Origin of the sequence: Pseudomonas sp. 21615526 (assembly GCF_013386245.1) — a bacterium.
Lineage (GTDB): Bacteria > Pseudomonadota > Gammaproteobacteria > Pseudomonadales > Pseudomonadaceae > Aquipseudomonas.
In genome coordinates this window covers 1-25,773 of sequence record NZ_JACAOM010000015.1, presented here as the reverse complement: position 1 = coordinate 25,773, position 25,773 = coordinate 1, and the positions used below count along the sequence as shown (strand labels likewise).

Genomic DNA, 25,773 nt, shown 5'->3' with positions numbered 1-25,773 from the left:
TGGGCCGCACGCCTCTCGATGGTCTGAAAAAGATGCGTGATAATAAAGCATGACCCGCTTGACGGCTAGCGCCGTCGGAGACCCTTGTAATGCCCGACCAAGATCTACGTTTGCAACAGCTGAAAGTCTGGCTTGATGAGCAATTGCCAGGCCTCTTTACCACCCAGGGCTGGGGTGTCGTACCCCCGGCCACGTTGACTGCGGCCAGCAGTGACGCGAGTTTCAGGCGTTACTTCCGGTGGGAGGGAGGAGGTCGCAGTTTTGTCGTGATGGACGCTCCCCCCCCCCAGGAAAACTGCAAACCTTTCGTCGATATCGCTCATTTACTCGGTCAATCGGGAATAAATGTTCCGAAAATTTATGCGCAAGATCTGCTTCGCGGCTTTCTTTTGCTGAACGACCTGGGGAAAAAAACCTATCTGGACGTGATTACGGCTGAAAATGCCGATCAATTGTTCGCCGATGCCATCGACGCATTGCTGGCTTTCCAGCAATTGCCGATGGAAGCCCCGTTGCCCAGTTATGACGTCGCGCTGTTGCGTCGGGAGCTGGAATTGTTTCCTGAATGGTACGTTCGCCGGGAGCTGGGCATCGAGTTTGACGCCCGGCAGCTTGGCCTGTGGCAACGCGTCAGCGAACACCTGATTGACAGCGCCCTGGCCCAGCCCAAGGTCCTGGTGCATCGCGACTATATGCCGCGCAACCTGATGATCAGCGAGCCGAATCCCGGCGTGCTGGACTTCCAGGATGCGGTCTACGGCCCGGTGACCTACGACATCACGTGCCTGTTCAAGGACGCCTTCCTCAGTTGGCCGCAGGCCCGCGTGCGGGAATGGCAGCGCGGTTACTGGCAACGCGCCGGCGCGCTGGGTATCCCGGTGCAGGCGGACTTCGAGGAGTTCCTGCGGGCCAGCGACCTGATGGGCGTGCAGCGTCACCTCAAGGTGATCGGCATCTTTGCGCGCATCTGCCACCGCGATGGCAAGCCGCGCTACCTGGCGGACGTGCCGCGCTTCTTCGCTTATATAGAGGCGGTGCTCGCGGACCGGCCAGAGTTGAGCGAACTGGGTGAATTGCTGGCGAGCCTGCGCGTCGAGGCGGTGGTATGAAGGCCATGATCCTGGCCGCCGGCAAAGGTGAGCGGATGCGCCCGCTGACCTTGCACACGCCCAAGCCGCTGATCCAGGCCGGCGGCAAGCGCCTGATCGAGTACCACCTCGAGGCGCTGGCGAAAGCGGGCTTTACCGATATCGTCATCAACCATGCGTGGCTCGGCCAGCAGATCGAAGGCTATCTGGGCGATGGCTCGCAGTACGGCGTACGCATCCAGTACTCGGCCGAAGGCGAGCCGCTGGAAACCGGTGGCGGGATCTTCAAGGCCTTGCCGCTGTTGGGGGACGAACCGTTCCTGGTGGTCAATGGCGACATCTGGACCGACTACGACTTCGCCAGCCTCCACCAGCCGCTGGATGGGCTGGCCCACCTGGTGATGGTCGACAACCCGCCGCACCATCCGTCCGGCGGTGATTTCTACCTGAAGGACGGCGCGCTTCATGATGCCGCCGCCGGTGCCGATAACCTGACCTTCAGTGGCATTTCCGTACTCCACCCCCAGCTGTTCGCGGGTTGCAGTGCGGGTGCCTTCAAGCTGGCGCCGCTGTTGCGTGACGCCATGGCGAAAGGGTTGGTGACGGGGGAACACATGAACGGACGCTGGATCGATGTCGGGACGCTGGAGCGTCTGGCGCAAGTCGAAACCCTGCTGACAGCGGGGCACTAGGATGTTGTGGCCAGGGACTCTGATCGGAGCCGGGGCGGGCTTTGCCATTGCCAGCATTCCGGGGGCAATGTTGGGCGCACTGCTGGGCCAGGCGCTGGACCGGCGCCTGGAACTGCAAAGCTGGGCCCAGTTACGCGAGCGCCTTGGCGGCCGGCCGGCGTTGCGCAATGACGAACTGCTGTTCGTGTTGCTCGGTCGCCTGGCCAAGAGCAACGGCCGGGTGGTGGACGGGCATATCCAGCAGGCGCGCCAGGAAATGCGCTCGCTGGACATGGCCGAGCCGGCCCAGCGCCGTGCGATTGCCGCGTTCAATCGAGGTAAATCCGGCTCGGACCGGGTACGCAGTTACCTGGGCGTGCTCAAGGCCCAGCCCCATGCGGCGGAAGGTGTGCTGCGTGCCTGTTGGCGCATGGCCTGGGCGGACGGCAAGGCCAGTACGGCCGAGCGCGAGTTGATTGAACAATGGGGCAAATGGCTGGGTTGGACGGTCCAGCAGATCCAGGCGCTGGCGGCTGACTATGAGCCGGAGCGCAAGCCGTTGGCCAATCGTGGCGGGGCTTATCAGGAGGCGTTGCGTATTCTGGGGGTGACGTCGACGACGGAGCCCGCGGTGATCAAGCGTGCCTACCGGCGCCTGCTCAGCCGGCACCACCCGGACAAGATTGCCGGCAGTGGCGCCAGCCCCGCACAAGTGCGCGAGGCGACCGAGCGCACCCGCGAGCTGCACAACGCCTACGCGCTGATTCGCGAAAGGCGAGACTTTCGCTAACAGAATCATCAGGCGCTGCTTTTTTATGGTGTAAACCGGATCAACTGTGGGAGTGGCGGTGCGACGATTCGACTTGCTCGCGAATGCGGTGGATCAGTAACAGATGCAGTGACTGACTCACCGCATTCGCGAGCAAGCCCGCTCCCACATTTTGTTCTCCAGTGTTTTTGAGATTTACGATCAGTCTCCGGGATTTTGCGGGCTCAGCCACCCGCGAATCCGCCGGTACAGCTGCTCTTGTCCGGCCTGGCTGTTATCGGGGAGGGCCTTCAACGACACCTGCTTGTAGCTGTCATTCTTCAAACGCTTGCTGGCCTGGGAACGTTCCTGGGCCGCTTTGCGTGCCTGGGCGTTGTCCTGGTAGAAAAAGTCTGCCGTGGCCAGCTTCAGTTTCGGTGCCAGTTGTTGCAGGTCCGGGGCACGGCCCGCCGGGGTCTGCGCGGCCACCATGACAAATTTCTGCACCTGCGCCGGTTGTTTTTCACTCAGGTAACGCGCGGCCCACCAGGCGCCGGTGCCGTGGCCGAGCAATACGACGCTGCGGGCATTCTGGGTCTGGGCGAAGGCGAGGGCAGCGTCAATGCGCGCGAAGATTCGCGTGGCGTCGGTCTTGTCTTGTTCATCGGTGCCGGGAACCACGGCCGGGTCAGTGCCTTCCGCTTCGGCGCTGGCGGCTTGCTCCACGGGTTTGGCGACGGTGCTGGCGTCTTTGCTGCTGGTCTCCACGGTCGCCTTGGGCGATTCGATGACGCGGGGTGGCAAGGTGTCCAGGGTCAGGTCCGGCAGCGACAAGCTCAGGGTGCCCCAGGAGGCGTCCGGCAATTTCTTGCGCAACGGCGCGATTGCTTGAGGCCAGTCAGCACTTTCGCCGTTGCCCGGGACGATAATCACCACGCCTTCAGGCTCACCGCTGTTGGCCGGCTTCCACAAAGCCAGGAAAGAATCGCTGCCAGCCTGCAACTGTTGTTGTTCCTGCTGCGGGATTTGTCGTTCCAGGGCGTTGGCTTCTTCCTGGCTGCGCTCCAGCAAGGGCTGGCGCACCACTGGCTTTTCCGGGGCGGGAGCGGGAGTGTCGGCGGCCTCGACACAAAAGGCGCTGGTAAACAGCAGCGACAGGCACAATGCTGGCAGTGCCGAGCGGTGGGAAAGTGGCATCGTTGATTTCCGGCCAGAAGTGATTCCGGCAGCCTAATGGGTTGGTCAGTATTTGTCAGTGATATGAGACGTGGATCATGGGTTTTCGCTACCTGCTGGTTATCGGCTGTATATGCTTTCCCTTGATTGCGGGCGCCGTGCCTGCGCCTGCCACTCACCAGGCGCAGCTCGATGCCGGCCAGCGCGAATGGCTCGAACAGCATCCCGACCTGCGGGTCGGGCTGGTGTTACAGGCGCCTTATGCCCAATACGATCGGCGCTTGCAGCGGCTGTCCGGGGCCAACGTCGAATTGATGCAGTGGTTGGCCAAGGCGCTGAATATCGAACTGACCTGGCGCAACTTTCCCAATCAGGAGCAACTGGAGGCGGCGGTGCGTGACGGCGAGGTCGACCTCGCCCCCGGCCTGCTGCAAACCCCGGCCGGCCTGCGCCTGTGGTTGTTCTCCGATCCGTATATGCGGGTGCCCCAGCACATTGTCGGGGTTCGTGATGGCAGCACCGCAGTCGACCTGGAGAAACTCGACGACCAATCCCGCGTCGCCGTGCGCATGCCCAGCGCAGTGGCGGATTACCTGCGCAGCACCTACCCGAGTCTCAACCTGCAAGGCGTGCCCATGGAGCGCCAGGCTCTGCAATTGCTGGTGAGCCAGCAGGCGCGGTATGCGGTGGTGGATGAGGCGCAATTGAGCCGGTTGTCGGGCGAAACCGAGTTCGCCGGCCTTGCCGTGGTCGGCGATATCGGCCTGCCGCAATTGCTGCGGGTGGCCACGCGGCGCGACTGGCCCGAGCTGGCCGATATCATGCAAAGCGCCTTGCGCGCGATTCCCGCTCGTGATCTGGACCAGTTGCACAGCCGCTGGCTGCAGCCCAAATACCCCCGGGTGACCGAGTCCCCCGGCTTCTGGCAAAACCTCACGTTGCTGCTGGGCCTGCTATTGCTCGCCAGCCTGGCCGTGGTGTTCTGGCAGCGCCGCCAACAACGCGGCCTGGAGCATAATCTGCTGGCCGCCCGCGAAGAAAGCGCCGCCCGCGCCGCCGGTGCCGAAGCCTTGCGCCTGACCCAGTTCTCCATCGACCAAAGCACCGTCGGTATCCTCTGGGTCAATTGGGACAGCCATGTGCGCTACGCCAATCAGGCGGCGGAAACCATGCTCGGCTACGCCCCCGGCGCCCTGATCGAACGCCCGCTGATCGAATTCGACCCGACGCTGACCATGGACCGCTGGCTCAACCTGTGGAAGCGCGCCCGGGCCAGCGAAGACGGGCCACAGAGTTTTGCCACCAATTGCCTGCGCGCCGATGGCAGCGTATTGCCAGCCGATGTGTCCCTGAGTTTCCTGCGCTTTGCCGACGGCGAATACCTGGTGGTCTACCTCAACGATGTCACCGAGCGTCGCCGGGCCCTCGCGGCCTTGCAGGAAAGTGAGGCGCGGCTGCAAGGGATCGCCGCCAATGTGCCGGGGCTGGTGTTTCGCCTGGAGCGCTTGCCGCGCAGCGAGGCGATCGAGTTCGCCTACATCAGTCAGGGCAGCGAGGGCCTGGTGGGGTACGCGCCGGAAGTGCTCAGCCATCCGGCCATGGGCATTCGCAGCCTGGTGCATCCCGACGACCGCGCCAGTTATCACCGCACCCAGGACCAGGCCATCGAGACCGAGAGCAATTGGGCCTGGCAGGGCCGTATCCTGACCCGCCTGGGCGAGCAGCGCTGGGCCGATATCAAGGCCGTGACCCGGCGCCTGGAAGACGGCGCCGTGGTTTGGGACGGAATTGTCTGGGACATCAGCGAGAGCAAGCGCATCGAGCTGGAGCTGGACGCCTCCCGCGCGCAATTGCGGGAATTGTCGGCCCACCTGGAAACCGTGCGCGAGGAAGAGAAGGCCCGCATCGCCCGGGAAGTGCACGACGAGTTGGGACAGATGCTCACCGTGCTCAAGCTGGAAACCTCGATGTGCGAGCTGACCTACGCGCAACTGGATCCTGGCCTGCACGAGCGGCTGAACAGCATGAAGCGCCTGATCGCCCAACTGTTCCAACTGGTACGCGATGTGGCCACCGCCTTGCGTCCGCCGATTCTCGATGCCGGGATTGCCTCGGCGATCGAATGGCAGGCCCGGCGTTTCGAGGCCCGGACGCAGATTCCGTGCCTGGTGCAGGTGCCGGATAATCTGCCGGCGCTGAGCGACGCCAAGGCCATCGGCCTGTTCCGCATCCTGCAGGAGGCACTGACCAATGTGATGCGCCATGCCCAGGCGCATACTGTCGAGCTGACGCTGGTGGTGGAGGGCGCGCACCTGCGCCTGACCATCAGCGACGACGGCGCAGGTTTCGTCCAGGCCCCCGGGCGCCCGGTATCGTTTGGCCTGGTGGGCATGCGCGAGCGGGTGCTGATCATGGGCGGGCAGTTGAGCCTGGACAGCGCATTGGGCGAAGGCACCACCCTGAGTGTGACGGTGCCGCTGGATTGATAACCAAAAGAAGAGGACATCCACAGTGATCCGTGTACTGGTAGCTGAAGACCACACCATCGTTCGCGAAGGCATCAAGCAACTGATCGGCCTGGCCAAGGACCTGCTGGTGGTGGGCGAGGCGAGCAATGGCGAGCAGTTGCTGGAGACCCTGCGCCACGTGCCCTGCGAGGTGGTGTTGCTGGACATCTCGATGCCTGGCGTCAACGGCCTGGAAGCCATCCCGCGGATCCGTGCGCTGAACAATCCCCCGGCGATCCTGGTGCTGTCGATGCACGACGAAGCGCAAATGGCCGCCCGTGCGCTGAAGGTCGGTGCCGCCGGCTATGCCACCAAGGACAGCGACCCGGCGCTGCTGCTGACCGCGATCCGCAAGGTCGCGGCGGGCGGGCGGTACATCGACCCGGACCTGGCCGACCGCATGGTCTTCGAAGTCGGCCTCACCGATTCCCGCCCATTGCACTCGTTGTTGTCGGAGCGCGAGTTCTCGGTATTCGAGCGCCTGGCCCAGGGCGCCAACGTCAACGACATCGCCCAGCAGTTGGCGTTGAGCAGCAAAACCATCAGTACCCACAAGGCGCGCCTGATGCAAAAGCTCAATATCACCTCCCTGGCGGAACTGGTGAAGTACGCCATGGAGCACAAACTCCTATAGCGGCATACCTGTTTGCGACTGCCTGCCGAGCGCCGCGCTGCCCGGTCTTGCTGCTTGTAGCGTGGGGTTTGTAACTGCTCTGTTCTATCCCCGCCATCCGTGTAGGGCAATCCCTACCCCAAACCTTCCATCCTGCTGATGCCAATCTCTCCGGGCCCCCGATTTTCGCGGCCTTGCCCTGGGACTACGCTTGTTCCACGGCAGTCCAAAACAAAAAGGTGCGGGTATGAGCGAGGTGGATTCAAATGATGTGCTGGTCAGCTTTCGTGGCGTGCAGAAGAGCTACGACGGCGAGAACCTGATCGTCAAAGACCTCAACCTGGAGATTCGCAAGGGCGAGTTCCTGACCCTGCTCGGGCCGTCCGGGTCTGGCAAGACCACCAGCCTGATGATGCTCGCCGGTTTCGAAACCCCCACCGCTGGCGAGATCCAGCTGGCCGGCCGCTCCATCAACAACGTGCCGCCCCACAAGCGCGACATCGGCATGGTGTTCCAGAACTACGCGCTGTTCCCGCACATGACCGTCTCCGAGAACCTGGCGTTTCCGCTCTCTGTACGCGGCCTGAGCAAGACCGACATCAGCGAGCGGGTCAAGCGTGTACTGAGCATGGTCCAGCTCGATGCCTTCGCCCAGCGCTACCCGGCGCAACTCTCCGGTGGCCAGCAGCAGCGGGTGGCCCTGGCCCGGGCGCTGGTGTTCGAGCCACAGCTGGTGCTGATGGACGAACCCCTCGGCGCCCTCGACAAGCAACTGCGCGAACACATGCAGATGGAGATCAAGCACCTGCACCAGCGCCTCGGCGTGACGGTGGTGTACGTGACCCACGACCAGGGCGAAGCACTGACCATGTCCGACCGGGTGGCGGTGTTCCATCAGGGCGAGATCCAGCAGATCGCTGCCCCGCGCACCTTGTACGAAGAACCGAAAAACACCTTCGTCGCCAACTTCATCGGCGAGAACAACCGCCTCAATGGCCGCCTGCACAGCCACACCGGCGACCGCTGCGTGGTCGAACTGGCGCGCGGCGAAAAGGTCGAGGCGCTGGCGGTGAACGTCGGCCAGGTCGGCGGCCCGGTGACCCTGTCGGTGCGCCCCGAGCGCGTCAGCCTGAATGGCTCCAGTGAAAGCTGCGTCAACCGATTCTCCGGGCGCGTGGCCGAGTTCATCTACCTGGGCGACCACGTGCGGGTGCGCCTGGAAGTCTGCGGCAAGACCGATTTTTTTGTGAAACAACCGATCGCCGAGCTGGACACAGCCCTGGCGGTCGGCGACGTGGTACCGATTGGCTGGCAAGTCGAGCACGTTCGCGCACTCGACCCACTTCTAGAGGCGAATTGATCGCCCCCTTGCTTCACCAACCTCGCACGTGGAGAGAACAACAATGTTGAGATCCCTGAAATATTCCGCCCTGGCCCTGAGCTTGATGGGCGCGACACAGGCCATGGCAGGCCCTGATTTGACGGTGGTGTCCTTTGGTGGCGCGAACAAGGCGGCGCAGGTCAAGGCCTTCTATGCACCGTGGGAAAGCGCGGGCAACGGCAAGATCGTCGCCGGTGAATACAACGGTGAAATGGCCAAGGTCAAGGCCATGGTCGACACCAAGAGCGTGTCCTGGGACCTGGTGGAAGTGGAGTCGCCGGAACTGTCCCGTGGCTGTGACGAAGACATGTTCGAGCCCCTGGACCCGAAACTGTTCGGCAACCCGGGCGACTACGTGAAGGGCGCGATCCAGCCGTGCGGCGTGGGTTTCTTCGTGTGGTCCACGGTGCTGGCCTACAACGCCGACAAACTGAAAGCACCGCCAGGCGGCTGGGCCGATTTCTGGGACACCAAGAAATTCCCGGGCAAACGCGGCCTGCGCAAGGGCGCCAAGTACACCCTGGAATTCGCCTTGATGGCTGACGGTGTGGCGCCGAAGGATGTGTACAAGGTGCTGGCCGGCAAAGATGGCCAGGACCGTGCGTTCAAGAAGCTCGATGAGCTCAAGCCGTATATCCAGTGGTGGGAAGCGGGCGCCCAACCGCCGCAGTACCTCGCTTCTGGCGACGTGGTGATGAGTTCTGCCTACAACGGCCGGATCGCTGCCGTGCAGAAAGAAAGCAATTTGAAAGTGGTGTGGAACGGCGGGATCTACGATTTCGACGCCTGGGCCATTCCAAAAGGCCTGGCCAAGGACCGTGCTGACGCGGCGAAGAAGTTCATCGCCTTCTCGGTGCAGCCGCAGCAGCAGAAGACCTATTCGGAAAACATCGCCTACGGCCCGGCCAATACCCAGGCGGTACCGTTGCTGGCGAAGGACATCCTGAAGGATATGCCGACTACCCCGGAAAACATCGCCAACCAGGTGCAGATCGACGTGAGCTTCTGGGCGGATAACGGTGAGCAACTGGAGCAGCGCTTCAATTCCTGGGCTGCCAAGTAACCACCGCACCCAGGGTGGATGGGCTTTTTGTGGCGAGGGGGCTTGTCCCCCGTTGGGCTGCGAAGCGGCCCCAAAACCAGCCACCGCGGTCAGTCTAATAAACCACAGTGGCTTTACTGGGGCTGCTGCGCAGCCCAACGGGGGACAAGCCCCCTCGCCACAGGTGTGGGCCTTCACAGGTCTGCATTCTTTTTTACGATCCGGAGTTCGCCATGGCCCTCGCCATTCCCAGCCCCACCCTGAAACAGCGCCTGGCGCGTGCCGAGCGGCTCAACCGCTGGAAGGCCCAGGCCCTGATCGCGCCATTGGTGGTGTTTTTGCTGCTGGTGTTCCTGGTACCGATTGTGGCGCTGCTCTACAAAAGCGTCGGCAACCCGGAAGTGGTGGGCGGCCTGCCGCGCACGGTGGTGGCGGTGACGGCCTGGGACGGTCGTGGCCTGCCCGGCGAGCCGGTGTACCAGGCCATCAGCGAGGACCTGGGCGAAGCCCGGAAAAACTCGACCCTGGGCGACCTCTCCAAACGCTTGAACATGGAGCTGGCGGGCTATCGCAGCCTGCTGACGAAAACCGCGCGGGCGCTGCCGTTCACCGAAGCGCCTGCCTCCTATAAAGAAGCGCTGGAAAACCTCGACGAACGCTGGGGCGACCCGGCGTACTGGCAGGCGATCCGGCGCAACACCAGCAGCCTCACGCCATACTACTTGCTGGCCGCCGTCGATCACCGCATCGACGACCTCGGCGAAATCGCCCCGGCCACCCCGGACCAGGCGATCTACCTCGATATCTTCGCCCGTACGTTCTGGATGGGCCTGGTCATCACCGTGTGCTGCCTGCTGCTGGCCTATCCGTTGGCTTACCTGCTGGCCAACTTGCCGGCGCGGCAAAGCAATTTGCTGATGATCCTGGTGCTGCTGCCGTTCTGGACCTCGGTGCTGGTGCGCGTGGCGGCCTGGATCGTGTTGCTGCAGTCCGGCGGCTTGATCAACAGCGCGCTGATGGGCATGGGGCTGATCGATAAACCCGTCGAGTTGGTGTTCAACCGGCTGGGGGTCTACATCTCCATGGTGCACATTCTGCTGCCCTTCATGATTTTGCCGATCTACAGCGTGATGAAAGGCATCTCGCCCACCTACATGCGGGCGGCAATCTCCCTGGGCTGCCACCCATTCGCCAGCTTCTGGCGCGTGTACTTCCCGCAGACCTACGCAGGCGTTGGTGCCGGCTGCTTGTTGGTGTTCATTTTGGCGATTGGCTACTACATCACCCCGGCCTTGCTGGGCAGCCCGAACGACCAGATGGTCAGCTACTTCGTGGCCTTCTACACCAACACCAGCATCAACTGGGGCATGGCCACGGCCTTGGGCGGCTTGTTGCTGCTGGCCACCGTGGTGCTGTACCTGATCTACAACTGGCTGGTGGGCGCCAGCCGCCTGCGCCTGAGCTAAGGAGACCGTTGCGATGCTGAGCCCTTATATGTCGCCCGTGGAACGGGTCTGGTTCTACAGCTTGCGGATCCTCTGCGGCCTGATCCTGTTGTTCCTGATCTTGCCGGTGCTGGTGATCATCCCGCTGTCGTTCAACAGTGGAAGTTTCCTGGTCTACCCGCTGCAAGGTTTCTCGCTGCACTGGTACCAGGATTTCTTCGGTTCGGCGGAATGGATGCGCGCCCTGAAGAACAGCATCATCGTGGCTCCGGCGGCTACAGTGCTGGCGATGGTGTTCGGCACGCTGGCGGCGATTGGCCTGACCCGGGGGCACTTTCCCGGCAAGGCGCTGGTGATGGCCCTGGTGATTTCGCCGATGGTAGTGCCCGTGGTGATTATCGGTGTGGCCAGTTACCTGTTCTTCGCGCCGCTGGGCCTGGGCAACAGCTTCTTCTCGCTGATCGTGGTGCACGCGGTGCTGGGCGTGCCGTTTGTGATCATCACCGTGTCGGCGACCTTGCAGGGGTTCAACCATAACCTGGTGCGGGCGGCGGCCAGCCTGGGCGCGTCACCGCTGACGGCGTTTCGTCGGGTGACCTTGCCATTGATTGCCCCGGGGGTGATCTCCGGGGCGCTGTTCGCCTTTGCCACCTCGTTCGATGAAGTGGTGGTGACGCTGTTCCTCGCCGGGCCCGAGCAGGCAACCTTGCCACGGCAGATGTTCAGCGGCATCCGTGAAAACCTCAGCCCTACCATTGCCGCCGCGGCCACCTTGTTGATTGCGTTCTCGGTGGTGTTGTTGCTGACCCTGGAATGGCTGCGCGGGCGCAGCGAGAAACTGCGTACGGCCCAGGTCTAAAGCCAAACAGAGATCAAAATGTGGGAGCGGGCTTGCTCGCGAAGGCGGTGTGTCAGTCAACAGAGATATCGACTGGCCTACCGCCTTCGCGAGCAAGCCCGCTCCCACATTGGGTTTGTGTCTATTCAGTAGCTGAATGCAAGACAACCAGCCCAAGTCAGCTAGTCTTGTGCCAGCCCATAACTGATAAGAGGCCGCGCACATGAGTACTTCCTCATTCAAGATCGCCCACAAACTGCTCACCGGCCCAGGCGCCATCGAGCAACTGGCCGCCGAGCTGACGCGGCTGGATGTCGACAACCCGCTGATTGTCACCGATGCGGCACTGGTCAAGTCCGGCACCGTGGCGCTGGCGCTGGAACACCTGGGCGAACGGACCTACGAGATTTTCGACCGCGTGCTGCCCGACCCGGAAATCGCCATCGTCGAGGACTGCATGCGCGTCTACCGCGAAGGCGGGCATGACGGCCTGATCGGCGTCGGCGGCGGCAGTGCCATCGACATCGCCAAGAGCGTGGCGGCCTACGCCGGTTACCATGGCGCCCTGGCCGACCTGTTCGGCGTGGACCAGGTGCCGCGCAAAGGCCCGCCGCTGATCGCGATTCCCACCACGGCCGGCACCGGTTCGGAGGTGACCAACGTGGCGATTCTGTCGGACAAGGTCGCGCAACTGAAAAAAGGCATCGTCAGCGATTACCTGCTGCCGGACGTGGCCCTGATCAGCCCGCAGATGACCCTGACTTGCCCGCGCAGCGTCACCGCCGCCAGTGGGGTGGACGCATTGGTGCACGCCATCGAATCCTACCTGTCGCTGAATGCATCGCCGATCACCGATGCACTGGCCATCGGGGCGATCAAACTGATTGCCAAGGCGTTGCCCAAGGCCTACGCCAACCCCGCCAACCTTGAGGCCCGGGACGACATGGCCACCGCCAGCCTGATGGCCGGGATGGCGTTCGGGAATGCCGGCGTGGGCGCGGTGCATGCGTTGGCCTACCCGTTGGGCGGGCGTTTCAATATCGCCCACGGCGTAAGCAATGCCTTGCTGCTGCCCTACGTGATGCACTGGAACAAGCTGGCGTGTGTGGAGCGCATGCAGGAGATTGCCGAGGCCATGGGCGTGAATATCACGGGGTTGAGTGCGGTGGATGCCGCCGACCAGGCCGTCGATGCGATGACGCGACTGTGTGCCGCAGTCGAGATTCCGTCCGGCCTGCGCAGCTTCGGTGTGCCTGAAGATGCGATCCCGGCCATGGCGGTAGAAGCGGCGGGGATCGAGCGCCTGATGCGCAACAATCCGCGCAAGCTCAGCGCCGCGGATATCGAGAAAATCTACCGGGCAGCTTATTAACCATTGAGCGAGGTCACGGTGCGCGCGGCAAAGCATGAGGTATACAATGCGCGCCATCGTGATTTAGCTCAAAAAGGTGCGTCATGCAGCCCTTCGTCATTGCTCCATCGATTCTCTCCGCCGACTTCGCCCGCCTGGGCGAGGAAGTGGACAAGGTGTTGGCCGCCGGTGCCGACTTCGTTCACTTCGATGTCATGGACAACCACTATGTGCCGAACCTGACCATTGGTCCGATGGTCTGCGCCGCCCTGCGTAAATACGGCGTGACCGCGCCTATCGATGCGCACTTGATGGTCAGCCCGGTGGACCGCATCGTCGGTGACTTCATCGAAGCCGGCGCGACCTACATCACCTTCCACCCGGAAGCCACGTTGCACGTGGACCGCACCCTGCAACTGATCCGCGAGGGCGGTTGCAAGGCGGGCCTGGTATTCAACCCGGCCACTCCGCTGAGCGTGCTTGAGTACGTGATGGACAAAGTCGACATGGTGTTGCTGATGAGCGTCAACCCGGGCTTCGGCGGGCAGAAGTTCATCCCCGGCACTCTTAACAAGCTGCGTGAAGCGCGGGCGCTGATCGATGCGTCGGGCCGTGATATCCGCCTGGAGATCGACGGTGGTGTCAACGTCAACAACATCCGCGAAATCGCCGCGGCCGGTGCCGACACCTTTGTGGCCGGTTCGGCAATCTTCAATGCCCCGGACTATCAGGAAGTGATCGCCAAGATGCGTGCAGAACTGGCGCTGGCGCGTCCATGAGTGGCTTTGAGCAACTGTTCCCCGGCAAACTGCCACGGCTGGTGATGTTCGATCTGGACGGTACGTTGATCGATTCAGTGCCGGACCTGGCCGCGGCGGTGGACCAGATGCTGCTCAAGCTGGGGCGCAAGCCGGCGGGTATCGAGTCGGTGCGCGAGTGGGTCGGCAATGGCGCGCAGATGCTGGTGCGTCGGGCCTTGGCCAACAATATCGAGGCCGAGGGTGTCGATGATGTGGAAGCCGAGCATGCGCTTGAGCTGTTCAACGTGGCCTACGAAAACGGCCACGAACTGACCGTGGTTTATCCCGGCGTGCGCGACACCCTGAAATGGCTGCACAAGCAGGGCGTGGAAATGGCCCTGATCACCAACAAGCCGGAGCGTTTCGTCGCACCGCTGTTGGACCAGATGAAGATCGGCCGGTATTTCCGCTGGATCATCGGCGGCGATACCTTGCCGCAGAAGAAGCCCGACCCGGCCGCGCTGTTCTTCGTGATGAAAATGGCCAATATCCCGGCGTCCCAATCGCTGTTTGTCGGCGATTCGCGCAGTGATGTGCTGGCGGCGAAAGCGGCGGGGGTCAAGTGCGTGGCCTTGAGTTACGGCTACAACCATGGCCGGCCGATTGCCGAAGAATCCCCGGCGCTGGTGATTGATGACCTGCGCCTGTTAATCCCCGGTTGCTTGGGAACGGGCGCTGAGATAACGTTGCCCGACGCTGTTCCATCCCCTTCTGGAAATCCCATCGTGGTGGTCACTCGCAAACTCTGGATGAAAGTCATCAAGGCCCTGGCCCGCTGGCGTTGGCGCGCCTGACTGATCCTCGCCGCGCTGCGGCACGTTTGCACACCTGACCGTTAGACCCTCAAGCCACGAGGCACCTCATGATCCGCGAAGAATTCCTGCGTTTGGCCGCTGCCGGCTACAACCGTATCCCCATGGCCTGCGAAACCCTGGCCGACTTCGACACCCCGCTGTCGATCTACCTGAAACTGGCCGACGAGCCCAACTCCTATCTGCTGGAGTCGGTGCAGGGCGGCGAGAAATGGGGCCGTTATTCGATCATCGGCCTGCCGTGCCGCACGGTGCTGCGGGTACATGATCACCATGTGAGCATCACCCTGGACGGCGTCGAGATCGAAAGTCACGATGTGGAAGACCCGCTGGCCTTCGTCGAGGAATTCAAGGCGCGCTACAACGTGCCGACCATCGCCGGCCTGCCGCGCTTCAACGGCGGCCTGGTGGGTTACTTCGGCTACGACTGCGTGCGCTACGTGGAAAAACGCCTGGGCAAATCCCCGAACCCCGATCCGTTGGGCGTGCCGGACATTCTGCTGATGGTTTCCGACGCGGTGGTGGTGTTCGACAACCTCGCGGGCAAGATGCACGCTATCGTGTTGGCGGATCCTTCCCAGGCCGATGCGTTCGAGCAAGGCCAGGCGAGCCTGGAAGCGCTGCTGGAAAAACTGCGCCAGCCGATCACCCCGCGTCGCGGCCTGGACCTCAGCCGTCCACCGGCGGCTGACCCGGTATTCCGCTCCAGCTTTACCCAGGATGACTACGAGCGTGCGGTCGATACCATCAAGGAATATATCCTTGCCGGTGACTGCATGCAGGTGGTGCCGTCGCAACGCATGTCCATCGACTTCAAGGCCGCGCCGATTGATTTGTACCGGGCGCTGCGCTGCTTCAACCCGACGCCGTACATGTACTTCTTCAACTTTGGCGACTTCCACGTCGTGGGCAGTTCGCCGGAAGTGCTGGTGCGGGTCGAAGACAACCTGATCACCGTGCGCCCGATTGCCGGCACCCGCCCTCGCGGTGCGACCGAAGAGGCCGACCTGGCGCTGGAACAGGACCTGTTGAGCGACGACAAGGAAATCGCCGAGCACTTGATGCTGATCGACCTGGGCCGCAACGACACCGGGCGTGTCTCGGAAATCGGTTCGGTGAAGCTCACCGAGAAGATGGTGATCGAGCGTTACTCCAACGTGATGCACATCGTGTCCAACGTCACCGGCGAGCTGAAGGCCGGGTTGACGGCGATGGATGCACTGCGGGCGATCCTGCCGGCGGGCACCTTGTCGGGCGCGCCGAAGATTCGCGCGATGGAAATCATCGACGAGCTGGAGCCGGTGAAGCGTGGTGTGTATGGCGGCGCGGTGGGGTATTTCGCCTGGAACGGCAATATGGACACTGCGATCGCGATCCGTACGGCGGTGATCAAGGACGGCGAACTGCACGTGCAGGCGGGCGGCGGGATTGTGGCCGACTCGGTACCGGCCCTGGAATGGGAAGAGACGCTGAACAAGCGCCGGGCGATGTTCCGTGCGGTGGCGTTGGCTGAGCAGACCCCGCAGGACTGAAGTCAAACGTAGATCAAAAATGTGGGAGCGGGCTTGCTCGCGAAGGCGATGTATCAGTCGATATATAAGGTGACTGTCGCACCGCTTTCGCGAGCAAGCCCGCTCCCACATTTGGTATTTGTCAGTTTCAAGTCCGAGTCAGAAATCCAGACTCACCCCGACACTCAGCCCTTGCTGGGTAAAGTTGTCATCCTTTTTCACGTTATAGGCCGCGTTCAACGCCAGGTCCTTGGTCACCTTGTGGGTAATCCCCAGGTTCAAGCGATCCGAATTGCTGCGTGGCGTGTAGCCGTCCAGTTTGAAATCAATCCCCGGCACGCTGTTGAGGGACATGCCCACTCGCTGCGTATCGTTTTCAAACTCGTGCTCGTGGGCCACTTCGCCAAACACCAGGGTTTGCGGGGTGAAGCGGTAGTTGGCTTGTAATCCGATTCCCAAACGCTTGGAGTCGCGCTGTTGGTCATCAAACGTCAGCGCGGTGGAACGGGCATCTTTCTCCGAATAACCATTCACCTCGACCCGCGAATAGTCAGCGCTGATAAAGGGTGAGAAGTGCCACTCGCTGTTCGGCTCGGCGATGTCATACCCAACCCGTGCGCTCAATGCCCATAGCCAGCCGTCGGTGTCGCCTTTCTCGGTGCCTTCGCTGATGCCCAGGGCGAACTTGCGCTTGAGGTTGTCGAAGTCCAGTTTGCCGCCGGTCAATGCGGCGTCGGCCCACCAGTGATCTTCCTGATACTGGGCGAACGCGGTGCCCAGGTAGCTGTTGAGCTTGTAGTCCGAATCGCTGGCGCCAGCCTCAAGACTCTGGCGATAGAAGCCTGCTGCCACACCCACGCGCCACTCGTCATTGAGCCTGTAGCTGCCACCGATGTTCAGGTTATAGCCGCTGCCGTCACCGCTGGCCGAGCTGTTCTGGTCATCGAAGTCCAGGTGCTGGCCGCCAGCGTCGACAATCGCCCGCCATTGGCCCACGGCCTGCCAGCTACCGGAGTCGGCTTGCCATTGGTTGCGCAATGAATCCTGATGGGCGCGCAAGGTGCCTTGGGCCATTTCCGGAAGCAGGGTGATTTCCCAGGGGGCTGCCAGCAGCGAATACGCGTAGTCGGCGATCAGTGCCTGGCCGGCCTCGGTCGGGTGCACGGTGTCGTTGTAAATCAGCTTGGTCGGGTCCGGATTGGTGCCGCCGACGCCATACACCGGATTCCTGCAGGTGGTGCCACTGAAGCACGTCTGGTTGAGGTTCTGGTCGGTGGCAAAACCAAAACGCCCGGGATCGGCAAAGGTTTCCTTGAGCAGCAACGGAATGTTCAGCGGGATGATCTGCGCATCGATTTGCGACAGGCGCTGTACCAGGGTCTGGTTGAACGCGCCTGCCAGGGTGCTGACGGCCCCTTGGAGCGGGGTGCCATTGACGGCAGGTGTCAGGCCCAGGTCCGGCAGCATCCATACCATTACATAACGGGCGCCAGCCTGTTGCAGCGCCTGGGCGCTGTCGGCCAGGCGCCCGGCTGCGGCCGAGGCCTGGTCGGGGCTGAGGACCAGGCCGTCGAGGAAGTCATTGCCGCCGCCGGAGAGAAAGTACAACGCGTTGGGGTCGGCTCGGCCCCCCGTTGATGCCAGGTATCCGGGACGTGTACGCAATACCTGCCCGGTGTCACTGTCGGTGACGGTGGAGTTACCGGTGATGGCATCGTAGATCTGTTGGGTGGTGTAGCCGCCGACGGCCCAGTTATTGCCGTCTGGCTGGCCCAGCGCGGCGCGCTCCGGCGAGGTCGAGGCATTCAGGTCGCCCGGGGCAACCCCCAGCTTGCCGCCCAATAACGTCGAGGAGATCAGCGATGTGCTTTCGCCGCTGCCGTCGAAGTATTGCGGGCCGGTGCGGTTGGTGAAGCGATAGGTTGAGCCCGGTGCGCCAGGGTCGGCAAATGTACCGGCGTCGGCCAGGCTGTCACCGAAAACGACCATCGTCGAATAAGGCGAGGGCGCGGCGAAGGCTTGCGAGCATGCCAGCGCCAAGAGGCAGCCGACGATGGGGGTGAAATAGGGCATCTTGGTCATGAGTCCGTCCATGATTTTGTTTTTTGTCAGCACTGTGACTGTAGCGCCCTTGGAAGGGTTCTGAAAAGTTTGACGCCAATTATCAGTCGGGCAGTTTCCCCCGTATTTGCGGCTCGATATTGCACCGTTGGCGAGGCTACGTTACTGTGCCTGAACGTATGAATGAGACCCTCCCCGTGTTGATCATCAGCAAACTCTTGATGCGAGTAGTCAAGGCACACGCCCGTTGGCGTTGGCGCGCCTAACTTTTCTCTACCGGCCCCGCCGGACCTGTACCGATTTGCCTTCTTCACCCTCTGTTAAACGCCCCTTGCCGGCCAACCCCGGCAACCGGAAAGTGCGTCTGGCAGCGGGTCACTCCCTTGGAAGGCCGTCATTAGAAGTCAGTGAATTCAAGAGGTTTTAACCCACATGTTGCTGATGATTGATAACTACGACTCCTTTACCTACAACGTTGTGCAGTACCTGGGCGAACTCGGCGCCGAGGTCAAGGTGGTGCGCAACGACGAATTGACCGTGGCCCAGATCGCCGCGTTGAACCCTGAACGCATCGTCGTCTCCCCAGGCCCGTGTACGCCGACCGAAGCGGGCATCTCCCTCGAAGCCATCCAATACTTTGCCGGCAAGCTGCCGATCCTGGGCGTGTGCCTGGGCCATCAGTCCATCGGCCAGGCCTTCGGTGGCGACGTCGTCCGCGCCCGCCAGGTAATGCACGGCAAGACCAGCCCGGTATTTCACAAGGACCAGGGCGTATTCCAGGGTTTGAACCTGCCGGTAACGGTAACCCGCTACCACTCGCTGGTGGTCAAGCGTGAAACCCTGCCCGAGTGCCTTGAGCTGACGGCCTGGACCCAGCTGGAAGATGGCTCGGTCGACGAGATCATGGGCCTGCGTCACAAGACACTGAACGTCGAAGGGGTGCAATTTCACCCGGAATCGATTTTGACCGAGCAGGGCTTCGAGCTGTTCGCTAACTTTCTCAAGCAGAGCGGCGGCACGCGCTAAGGACTTTTCATGGATATCAAGACTGCCCTGAGCCGTATCGTCGGCCATCTGGACCTGAGCACCGCTGAAATGAGCGATGTGATGCGCGAGATCATGACCGGTCAATGCACCGACGCGCAGATCGGCGCGTTCATGATGGCCATGCGCATGAAGAGCGAGAGCATTGACGAAATCGTCGGCGCTGTGTCGGTCATGCGTGAGCTGGCCGACAAGGTTGAACTCAAGACCCTCGACGGCGTGGTCGACGTGGTCGGCACCGGCGGCGACGGTGCGAACATTTTCAACGTGTCGACGGCTTCTTCCTTTGTGGTGGCCGCTGCCGGCTGCACCGTGGCCAAGCATGGTAACCGCGCGGTGTCGGGTAAAAGCGGCAGCGCCGATTTGCTGGAAGCAGCAGGTATCTACCTGAACCTGACCCCGGTACAAGTGGCGCGCTGCATCGATCATGTCGGCATCGGCTTCATGTTTGCCCAGTCCCATCACGGCGCGATGAAACACGCCGCCGGCCCGCGCAAGGACTTGGGCTTGCGTACCCTGTTCAACATGCTCGGCCCGCTTACGAATCCGGCCGGTGTGAAGCATCAGGTAGTGGGCGTGTTCAGCCAGGCGCTGTGCCGGCCATTGGCTGAAGTCCTGCAGCGCCTGGGCAGCAAGCACGTGCTGGTGGTGCATTCCAAGGATGGCCTCGACGAGTTCAGCCTGGCAGCACCGACCTTCGTGGCGGAGCTGAAGAACGACCAGGTCACCGAGTATTGGGTCGAGCCAGAAGACCTCGGCATGAAAAGCCAGAGCCTGCACGGCCTGGCCGTAGAAAGCCCGGCAGCCTCCCTTGAACTGATTCGCGATGCCCTGGGACGCCGCAAGACCGAAAACGGCCAGAAAGCCGCAGAAATGATTGTGCTCAACGCCGGTGCGGCGCTGTACGCCGCGGATCACGCCTACAGTCTTAAAGAGGGTGTTGCCCTCGCTCATGATGCATTGCATACCGGGCTGGCGCGCGAAAAGCTCGAAGAACTGGGTGCGTTTACTGCGGTGTTCAAAGTGGAGAATGAAGGATGAGTGTTCCGACCGTTCTGGAAAAAATCCTGGCCCGCAAGGCAGAAGAAGTCGCCGAGCGCCGTGCCCGGGTCAGCCTGGCTGAGCTGGAAGGCCTGGCGAAAACCGCTGATGCACCGCGTGGGTTCGCCAATGCGCTGATCAAGCAGGCCAAGGAAAAACAGCCGGCCGTTATCGCTGAAATCAAGAAGGCTTCGCCGAGCAAGGGCGTGATTCGCGAGATCTTCATCCCTGAAGACATCGCCAAAAGCTACGAGAAGGGCGGCGCGACGTGCCTCTCGGTGTTGACCGATATCGACTATTTCCAGGGTGCCGACCTGTACCTGCAGCAAGCACGTGCGGCGTGTTCGCTGCCGGTGATCCGCAAGGACTTCATGGTCGACCCTTACCAGATCGTCGAAGCCCGTGCCTTGGGCGCCGATTGCGTGCTGTTGATCGTCTCCGCACTGGATGACGTGAAGATGGCCGAACTGGCAGCCGTGGCCAAAAGTGTTGGCCTCGATGTGCTGGTGGAAGTGCACGACGGTGATGAACTGGAACGCGCGTTGAAAACCCTCGACACACCGTTGGTGGGCGTCAACAACCGCAACCTGCACACCTTCGAAGTCAGCCTGGAAAACACCCTCGACCTGTTGCCGCGCATCCCGCGCGACCGGTTGGTGATCACCGAAAGCGGCATCGTCAATCGCGCCGATGTGGAACTGATGGAAATCAGCGGCGTGTACTCGTTCCTCGTCGGCGAAACCTTCATGCGTGCCGAGAACCCGGGGGCTGAATTGCAGCGCCTGTTCTTCCCGGAGCGTGGCGTTGCCGTCAGTGGCTCGACCCTGGATTGATGATGACCCAGCCGGTGGCGATGACGGTCGAGGCAGGCCTTAAGGCCGAGCAGGATTTGCTCGCCGCGGTCTGTGCCGGCGAGCAACCGTTCGGCCTGCTGTTCTGGCAGCCCAGCGATCAAGCGTTGGTGATGCCTCGTCGTTTGAGCCGCCTTCCGGCATTCGAGACCGCCAGCCAGGTGTCGGCAGACGCCGGTTGGCCGGTGCTGCTGCGGGAAACGGGCGGTGAGCCTGTCCCGCAATCGGCAGCCACGGTCAATATCGCGTTGGTCTACGCGCCACCACGCAGTGAAGGCGACCAGGGCCGTATCGAAATCGGCTACCAGCGTCTGTGCCAGCCGATTTGCGACCTGCTGACCGAGTTGGGTGGCAACGCGTCGGTGGGCGAGATCGACGGTGCGTTTTGCGACGGTCGCTACAACGTCAACCTTGATGGTCGCAAAATGGTCGGTACCGCCCAGCGCTGGCGCCAGAGTGGCGGGCGCCCGGTGGGGTTGGTGCATGGTGCGTTGCTGCTGGATGACGATCGCGTCGAATTGATCGCCGCGGTCAATCGCTTCAATGAAGCATGCGGCCTGGAACAACGGGTGCGCGCCGAAAGCCACATCGCCCTGCACGAAGCCTTTGCGGCGCCAGATGCGATTGCCCGGCTTGATACGTTGTACCGTCAGATGCTTGCGAGTTTCCTGCCGGTTTAACGCGTACCGAAGACCACCATGGTCTTGCCTTTGACATGCACCAGGTTGCGTTCCTCCAGGTCCTTGAGCACACGGCCAACCATTTCCCTTGAGCAACCGACGATCCGCCCGATTTCCTGGCGGGTGATCTTGATCTGCATCCCGTCGGGATGGGTCATTGCGTCCGGTTGCTTGCACAACTCCAGCAGGCAGCGGGCAACCCGGCCGGTGACGTCGAAGAACGCCAGGTCGCCGACTTTGCGCGTGGTGTCTCTCAGGCGCTGTGCGATCTGGCCGCTCAGGGCGTACAGAATGTCGGGATCCTGCTGGGCCAGTTCGCGAAATTTCGTATAGCTGATCTCGGCGACTTCGCATTCGACCTTGGCCCGCACCCAGGCACTGCGTTGCTGTTCCTTGCCGGCTTGTTCGAAAAGCCCGAGTTCACCGAAGAAATCACCGGTATTGAGGTAGGCGATGATCATTTCGCGACCATCGTCATCCTCGATCAGGATGGTGACCGAGCCTTTGATAATGAAGAACAGGGATTCCGAGCGCTCGCCCGCGCAGATGATGTTGTGCTTGGCCGGATGACGCCGGCGCTGACAATGCATCAGCAGTTTGTCGAGGTTCTTGATTTTGGGTGTGGGAGTAATAGCAACCATGGTTGTATCCCGAAAAGACTGCACGGTGTTGGTGAGCTTGTTTTTTTATCCAGCGCGATCAACGGCTAAGCTACATCATCCAATGGATGGCAATGCGCCATTGATTTGGCGCCAGCTTAACAGACACATTCTGACTTCATTAGGGAATTTACCCAGCAAACCCTGCTGTTGATCGCTTTCATGGGAAACGCTGCCGGCCCAAAGTGCTGTGCTAAGCTGGCGACCCTTTTTTAGCAGTGGAGTCTGGGCGATGAAGGCACGCATCCAATGGGCGGGCGAAGCCATGTTCCTCGGTGAGTCGGGCAGTGGCCACGTGGTGGTCATGGACGGCCCGCCGGAAGCCGGTGGCCGCAACCTGGGCGTACGCCCGATGGAAATGCTCCTGCTCGGTGTAGGCGGTTGCAGCAATTTCGATGTGGTGAGCATCCTGAAGAAGTCCCGCCAGGCGGTGGAAAGCTGCGAAGCATTCCTGGAAGCCGAGCGTGCCACCGAAGACCCGAAGGTGTTTACCAGGATCCACATGCACTTTGTCGTCAAGGGCCGGGCGCTTAAAGAAGCCCAGGTCAAGCGGGCCATCGAGTTGTCGGCAGAGAAGTACTGCTCGGCCTCGATCATGCTGGGCGCTGCGGGCGTTGCCATCACTCATGATTACGAGATCATTGAGTTGGGCTGATTCTTCAATCGGCAGGCAAAAAGAAAGGGCGCTTGATAGCGCCCTTTTTTGTTTTCTGCTGAAACTAGATGCGGTACGTGCTTTTGGTCATGACCTTGGCCAGCAGGCTCATGCCAAATTTCACCGGTGCCGGGAACCGGAAGCCGCCCGCGTCCAGCGCGCTTTCGGCGTGATGTTCTTCATCAATGCGCATCTGCTCAAGAATCGCCCGGGACTTTTCGTCTTCAGCCGGCAGTTGCTCGAGGTGTTCATTGAGGTGTTTGCACACCTGATGCTCGGTGGCGGCCACAAAACCCAGGCTGACTTTGTCGCTGATCAGCCCGGCCACCGCACCAATGCCAAACGATAAGCCGTAGAACAGCGGGTTCAGCACGCTCGGATGGCTGTTCAACTGGCGAATGCGTTGTTCGCACCAGGCCAGGTGATCGATTTCTTCTTCGGCGGCATGTTCCATCGCAGCGCGCACTTGCGGCAGCTTGGCGGTCAGGGCCTGGCCCTGGTACAGCGCCTGGGCACAGACCTCACCGGTATGGTTGATACGCATCAGGCCGGCGACGTGGCGGGTGTCGGTCTCGCTCATCTGCGCTTCGGGCCGCACGATGGCGGGCGACGGGCGGTGCGGTTGGCCGCTGAATGGCAGCAGCGTGCGCATGGCCGTATCGGCTTGCAGCAACAGACGATCAATCGGCGAGTAGTGACGTTGGGTAGTCATGCTGACCTCCGGGAAGAATCTCGGCGGCCAGTTTACCGCAAGAGAGGGGGAAGCGTTTGCGCTGGGTCAAATTGCTTGTGTGGCGAGGGAGCTTGCTCGCGCTGGAGTACGCAGCGCTTTCGTTTTTGGGGCTGCTACGCAGCCCAGCGGGAGCAAGCTCCCTCGCCACAGCAAGCTGCCTCGCCACAGGTAGTGCTCAGCCCGGCGGCCAGTTCATCTGGCGTTGACCCAGAACATGCATGTGGATGTGATAAACGGTCTGTCCGCCATCTTCGTTGCAGTTCATCACCACACGGAAGCCCTTTTCACAGCCTTGCTCAACCGCCAGGCGCTGGGCGGTGAACAGGATATGCCCGGCCAGCGCCTTGTCTTCCTCGGTGAGGTCGTTGAGGGTGCGGATCGGCTTTTTCGGAATCACCAGGAAATGCACGGGTGCCATTGGCGCGATGTCGTGGAAGGCCAGGACCTGGTCATCCTCGTAGATGATCTTCGCGGGTATTTCTCTGTTGATGATCTTGGTGAACAGAGTATCCACAGCTGTTTCTCCATTGTGAAAGTGCAGGGTGAGTGTACTCAGGCGATCAGCGCGGGCAATAGGCCTTGTTGATCGCGCCGGCAATCTTGCGGGTCAGCCAGCGCGGGCTCAGGCGCGGGCTGAACGCCAGCCAGCGATTACGCCGGCCGGGAATGATGATGGCTTTGTTCTTGGCCAGCGCACGCACGGTGTAGAGCGCGACTTCTTCCGGGCTCATCAACTGTTGGCTGCGATCCAGCTTGGCGGTGTCCATTTGGGCGGTGCCGAAGAATGCGGTGCGGGTCGGGCCGGGGCAAAGAACGGAAACCTTGATGCCGCAGGTCTTCAGTTCCTCGCGCAAGCCTTCGGAAAAGTGCAGCACGTAGGCCTTGCTGGCGTAGTAAGTGCTCATCCATGGGCCGGGTTGGAACGCGGCAACCGACGCGACGTTGAGAATCTGCCCGCCGCCGTGCAGGGCCATGGCGTTGCCGAGTGCGTGGCACATGCGGGTCAGGGCGAGGATGTTGACCTCCATCAGGTCCTGCTCGGTCATCCAGTCCTGCGCCAGGAACGGGCCGCTGGTACCGATGCCGGCGCAGTTGACCAGCAGGTCGATCTGCCGCTCGCCTTCTTCCAGTTCCAGCAGGAACCCGGAGAGCCGCAGGGGCTCGCCCAGGTCACAGGCGCGGAACAGCACCTCGACGCCGAAGCGCTGAGTCAATTCGATTGCAATGCTTTCCAACTGATCACGCTGGCGGGCCACCAGAATCAAGCTGCGGCCGCGACGGGCCAGTGCTTCGGCCAAGGCCAGGCCGATGCCGCTGGAGGCACCGGTGATCAGAGCGTAACGGGTCATGCGTTTCTCCATCGCAACGCTACCGGGCCTGTGACAGAGGCGTCACAGGCGTCGGGCGTTTTTCACTGTTGCGTAGAGTCTACAGGTTCGGCTGTGTCGTCAGCACTTTGCACATCGACTTCATCGACGGTGGTGGCCTGGTCGCTGTCGTCATCGGAGTTGATGGAGCTGCTTTCGTAGCTGCCACCTACATCGCTTTCCAGTTGATCCAGGTAGCCGCTCATGCCAACCAACACCGCGCCGGCAAATACCAGCGGAATGAATGCGAGCCACAATGCGGAGAGGATTTTCACCGCAGTGGAGTTACGCGGTGGTGGCGCGCCGTACTGGTTTGCGCCCGTGTTACCGGGGAGGACCATCAGCAGGATCGGGAAGATGCTGCCAACGAAGGGCACCAGGTGCAGGAACCACAGCCAGCCGGACCAGCCCAGGTCATGCAGGCGCTGCACGGTGATCTGTACGCTGACCCACACAGCGGCCACGAGTATGGCAATCCCCACCAGGAAGCCAATGACCATGGCAATCGTCGGAGAGACCGCAGCGATACCAAGTCCGACGGTGAAGAACACGCTTGAGACGAGGAGGATCACCACGCTCAGCACCAGCGTCCACGCCAGGAAGCGCAGGCGTCCGATCCGGCCGTTGACGGTGAATACCTTAAGGGTGGAAAACTCCGGCAGGTTCTCGCCAACCGCGGCTCGGGGCGGGGCGTAAGGC

Annotated in this window: 25 protein-coding genes; 18 read left to right on the top strand and 7 right to left on the bottom strand. The window is 61.9% G+C overall.

Translation table 11 applies throughout. From position 1 onward, the window contains the following. The first annotated feature begins 89 nt into the window (after positions 1–89). Genes HX786_RS06300 through HX786_RS06290 form a run of 3 tightly spaced genes read left to right on the top strand, consistent with a single transcriptional unit; the run spans position 90 to position 2,549 of the window. Positions 90–1,109, top strand: coding sequence for an aminoglycoside phosphotransferase family protein (locus tag HX786_RS06300; RefSeq protein ID WP_008434428.1), 1,020 nt, complete (start codon positions 90–92; stop codon positions 1,107–1,109). Then, positions 1,106–1,780, top strand: coding sequence for an N-acetylmuramate alpha-1-phosphate uridylyltransferase MurU (gene murU, locus HX786_RS06295; protein WP_003210984.1), 675 nt, complete (start codon positions 1,106–1,108; stop codon positions 1,778–1,780). The genes HX786_RS06300 and murU overlap by 4 nt, the downstream gene beginning before the upstream one ends. Before the next feature lies 1 nt (position 1,781). After that, positions 1,782–2,549 carry a TerB family tellurite resistance protein gene (locus HX786_RS06290; RefSeq protein WP_003210983.1) on the top strand — a complete coding sequence of 256 codons (768 nt, stop codon included), beginning with the start codon at positions 1,782–1,784 and terminating at the stop codon, positions 2,547–2,549. 180 nt (positions 2,550–2,729) lie between these two features. On the opposite strand, the gene HX786_RS06285 is transcribed toward HX786_RS06290, so the two are convergent. Next, positions 2,730–3,704 (bottom strand): alpha/beta hydrolase family protein, encoded by a 975-nt coding sequence (locus HX786_RS06285; protein WP_178911842.1) that lies wholly within the window; start codon positions 3,702–3,704, stop codon positions 2,730–2,732. Positions 3,705–3,781: 77 nt separating this feature from the next. On the opposite strand from HX786_RS06285, the gene HX786_RS06280 reads away from it, so the two are divergent. The 10 genes from HX786_RS06280 (at position 3,782) to trpE (ending at position 16,004) form a co-directional block, all read left to right on the top strand. Further along, positions 3,782–6,169: a PAS domain S-box protein gene (locus HX786_RS06280; RefSeq protein ID WP_003210979.1), complete on the top strand. Its 2,388-nt coding sequence runs from the start codon at positions 3,782–3,784 to the stop codon at positions 6,167–6,169. Between the two features lie 25 nt (positions 6,170–6,194). Next, positions 6,195–6,824, top strand: coding sequence for a response regulator transcription factor (locus HX786_RS06275; RefSeq protein WP_003210977.1), 630 nt, complete (start codon positions 6,195–6,197; stop codon positions 6,822–6,824). A 226-nt stretch (positions 6,825–7,050) separates the two neighbouring features. Then, the gene (locus HX786_RS06270; protein ID WP_003210974.1) at positions 7,051–8,163 is read left to right on the top strand and encodes an ABC transporter ATP-binding protein; all 1,113 of its coding nucleotides are present in this window, start codon (positions 7,051–7,053) and stop codon (positions 8,161–8,163) included. 43 nt (positions 8,164–8,206) lie between these two features. Beyond that, positions 8,207–9,247 (top strand): ABC transporter substrate-binding protein, encoded by a 1,041-nt coding sequence (locus tag HX786_RS06265; protein WP_003210973.1) that lies wholly within the window; start codon positions 8,207–8,209, stop codon positions 9,245–9,247. A gap of 212 nt (positions 9,248–9,459) precedes the next feature. After that, entirely contained in the window at positions 9,460–10,692 is a 1,233-nt protein-coding gene (locus HX786_RS06260) for an ABC transporter permease (RefSeq protein ID WP_003210972.1), read from the top strand. A gap of 13 nt (positions 10,693–10,705) precedes the next feature. Beyond that, complete coding sequence (locus HX786_RS06255; RefSeq protein WP_003210970.1) at positions 10,706–11,530, top strand: ABC transporter permease; 825 nt, start codon at positions 10,706–10,708, stop codon at positions 11,528–11,530. 202 nt (positions 11,531–11,732) lie between these two features. After that, positions 11,733–12,881 (top strand): iron-containing alcohol dehydrogenase, encoded by a 1,149-nt coding sequence (locus HX786_RS06250; RefSeq protein ID WP_003210968.1) that lies wholly within the window; start codon positions 11,733–11,735, stop codon positions 12,879–12,881. Between the two features lie 83 nt (positions 12,882–12,964). Continuing rightward, the gene (gene rpe / locus HX786_RS06245) at positions 12,965–13,639 is read left to right on the top strand and encodes a ribulose-phosphate 3-epimerase (RefSeq protein ID WP_003210966.1); all 675 of its coding nucleotides are present in this window, start codon (positions 12,965–12,967) and stop codon (positions 13,637–13,639) included. Beyond that, positions 13,636–14,454, top strand: coding sequence for a phosphoglycolate phosphatase (locus tag HX786_RS06240; protein ID WP_003210964.1), 819 nt, complete (start codon positions 13,636–13,638; stop codon positions 14,452–14,454). Before rpe ends, HX786_RS06240 begins: the two co-directional genes overlap by 4 nt. Before the next feature lie 68 nt (positions 14,455–14,522). After that, a complete protein-coding gene (gene trpE / locus HX786_RS06235) occupies positions 14,523–16,004 on the top strand; it encodes an anthranilate synthase component I (protein ID WP_003210962.1) in 1,482 nt (493 codons plus the stop codon). A gap of 138 nt (positions 16,005–16,142) precedes the next feature. Here trpE and estP read toward each other — a convergent pair whose 3' ends face one another. Further along, positions 16,143–18,065 (bottom strand): esterase EstP, encoded by a 1,923-nt coding sequence (gene estP / locus HX786_RS06230; protein ID WP_178911841.1) that lies wholly within the window; start codon positions 18,063–18,065, stop codon positions 16,143–16,145. Positions 18,066–18,476: 411 nt separating this feature from the next. Here estP and HX786_RS06225 point away from each other — a divergent pair, with 411 nt between their 5' ends. Genes HX786_RS06225 through HX786_RS06210 form a run of 4 tightly spaced genes read left to right on the top strand, consistent with a single transcriptional unit; the run spans position 18,477 to position 21,660 of the window. After that, on the top strand, positions 18,477–19,070 hold the full coding sequence (locus HX786_RS06225; protein ID WP_003210957.1) for an aminodeoxychorismate/anthranilate synthase component II: 594 nt from the start codon (positions 18,477–18,479) through the stop codon (positions 19,068–19,070). Positions 19,071–19,079: 9 nt separating this feature from the next. Next, on the top strand, positions 19,080–20,129 hold the full coding sequence (gene trpD, locus HX786_RS06220) for an anthranilate phosphoribosyltransferase (RefSeq protein WP_003210955.1): 1,050 nt from the start codon (positions 19,080–19,082) through the stop codon (positions 20,127–20,129). Then, positions 20,126–20,962: an indole-3-glycerol phosphate synthase TrpC gene (trpC, locus tag HX786_RS06215; RefSeq protein ID WP_003210953.1), complete on the top strand. Its 837-nt coding sequence runs from the start codon at positions 20,126–20,128 to the stop codon at positions 20,960–20,962. The genes trpD and trpC overlap by 4 nt, the downstream gene beginning before the upstream one ends. 2 nt (positions 20,963–20,964) lie before the next feature. After that, positions 20,965–21,660 carry a lipoate--protein ligase family protein gene (locus HX786_RS06210; RefSeq protein ID WP_177022448.1) on the top strand — a complete coding sequence of 232 codons (696 nt, stop codon included), beginning with the start codon at positions 20,965–20,967 and terminating at the stop codon, positions 21,658–21,660. Here the strand turns inward: HX786_RS06210 and crp are convergent. Beyond that, the gene (crp, locus tag HX786_RS06205; protein ID WP_003210949.1) at positions 21,657–22,301 is read right to left on the bottom strand and encodes a cAMP-activated global transcriptional regulator CRP; all 645 of its coding nucleotides are present in this window, start codon (positions 22,299–22,301) and stop codon (positions 21,657–21,659) included. The genes HX786_RS06210 and crp overlap by 4 nt on opposite strands. A 250-nt stretch (positions 22,302–22,551) precedes the next feature. Here crp and HX786_RS06200 point away from each other — a divergent pair, with 250 nt between their 5' ends. Then, positions 22,552–22,974: an OsmC family protein gene (locus HX786_RS06200; RefSeq protein WP_003210947.1), complete on the top strand. Its 423-nt coding sequence runs from the start codon at positions 22,552–22,554 to the stop codon at positions 22,972–22,974. Between the two features lie 64 nt (positions 22,975–23,038). On the opposite strand, the gene coq7 is transcribed toward HX786_RS06200, so the two are convergent. From coq7 to HX786_RS06180, 4 genes are all read right to left on the bottom strand, one after another. After that, positions 23,039–23,686 (bottom strand): 2-polyprenyl-3-methyl-6-methoxy-1,4-benzoquinone monooxygenase, encoded by a 648-nt coding sequence (gene coq7 / locus HX786_RS06195; protein WP_003210945.1) that lies wholly within the window; start codon positions 23,684–23,686, stop codon positions 23,039–23,041. 196 nt (positions 23,687–23,882) lie between these two features. Then, positions 23,883–24,221 carry a histidine triad nucleotide-binding protein gene (locus tag HX786_RS06190; RefSeq protein WP_003210943.1) on the bottom strand — a complete coding sequence of 113 codons (339 nt, stop codon included), beginning with the start codon at positions 24,219–24,221 and terminating at the stop codon, positions 23,883–23,885. A 46-nt stretch (positions 24,222–24,267) separates the two neighbouring features. Then, the gene (locus HX786_RS06185) at positions 24,268–25,056 is read right to left on the bottom strand and encodes an SDR family oxidoreductase (protein ID WP_010167219.1); all 789 of its coding nucleotides are present in this window, start codon (positions 25,054–25,056) and stop codon (positions 24,268–24,270) included. 62 nt (positions 25,057–25,118) lie between these two features. After that, positions 25,119–25,773: DUF805 domain-containing protein (locus HX786_RS06180; protein ID WP_102606382.1), on the bottom strand; the 655-nt coding region annotated here is incomplete at its 5' end.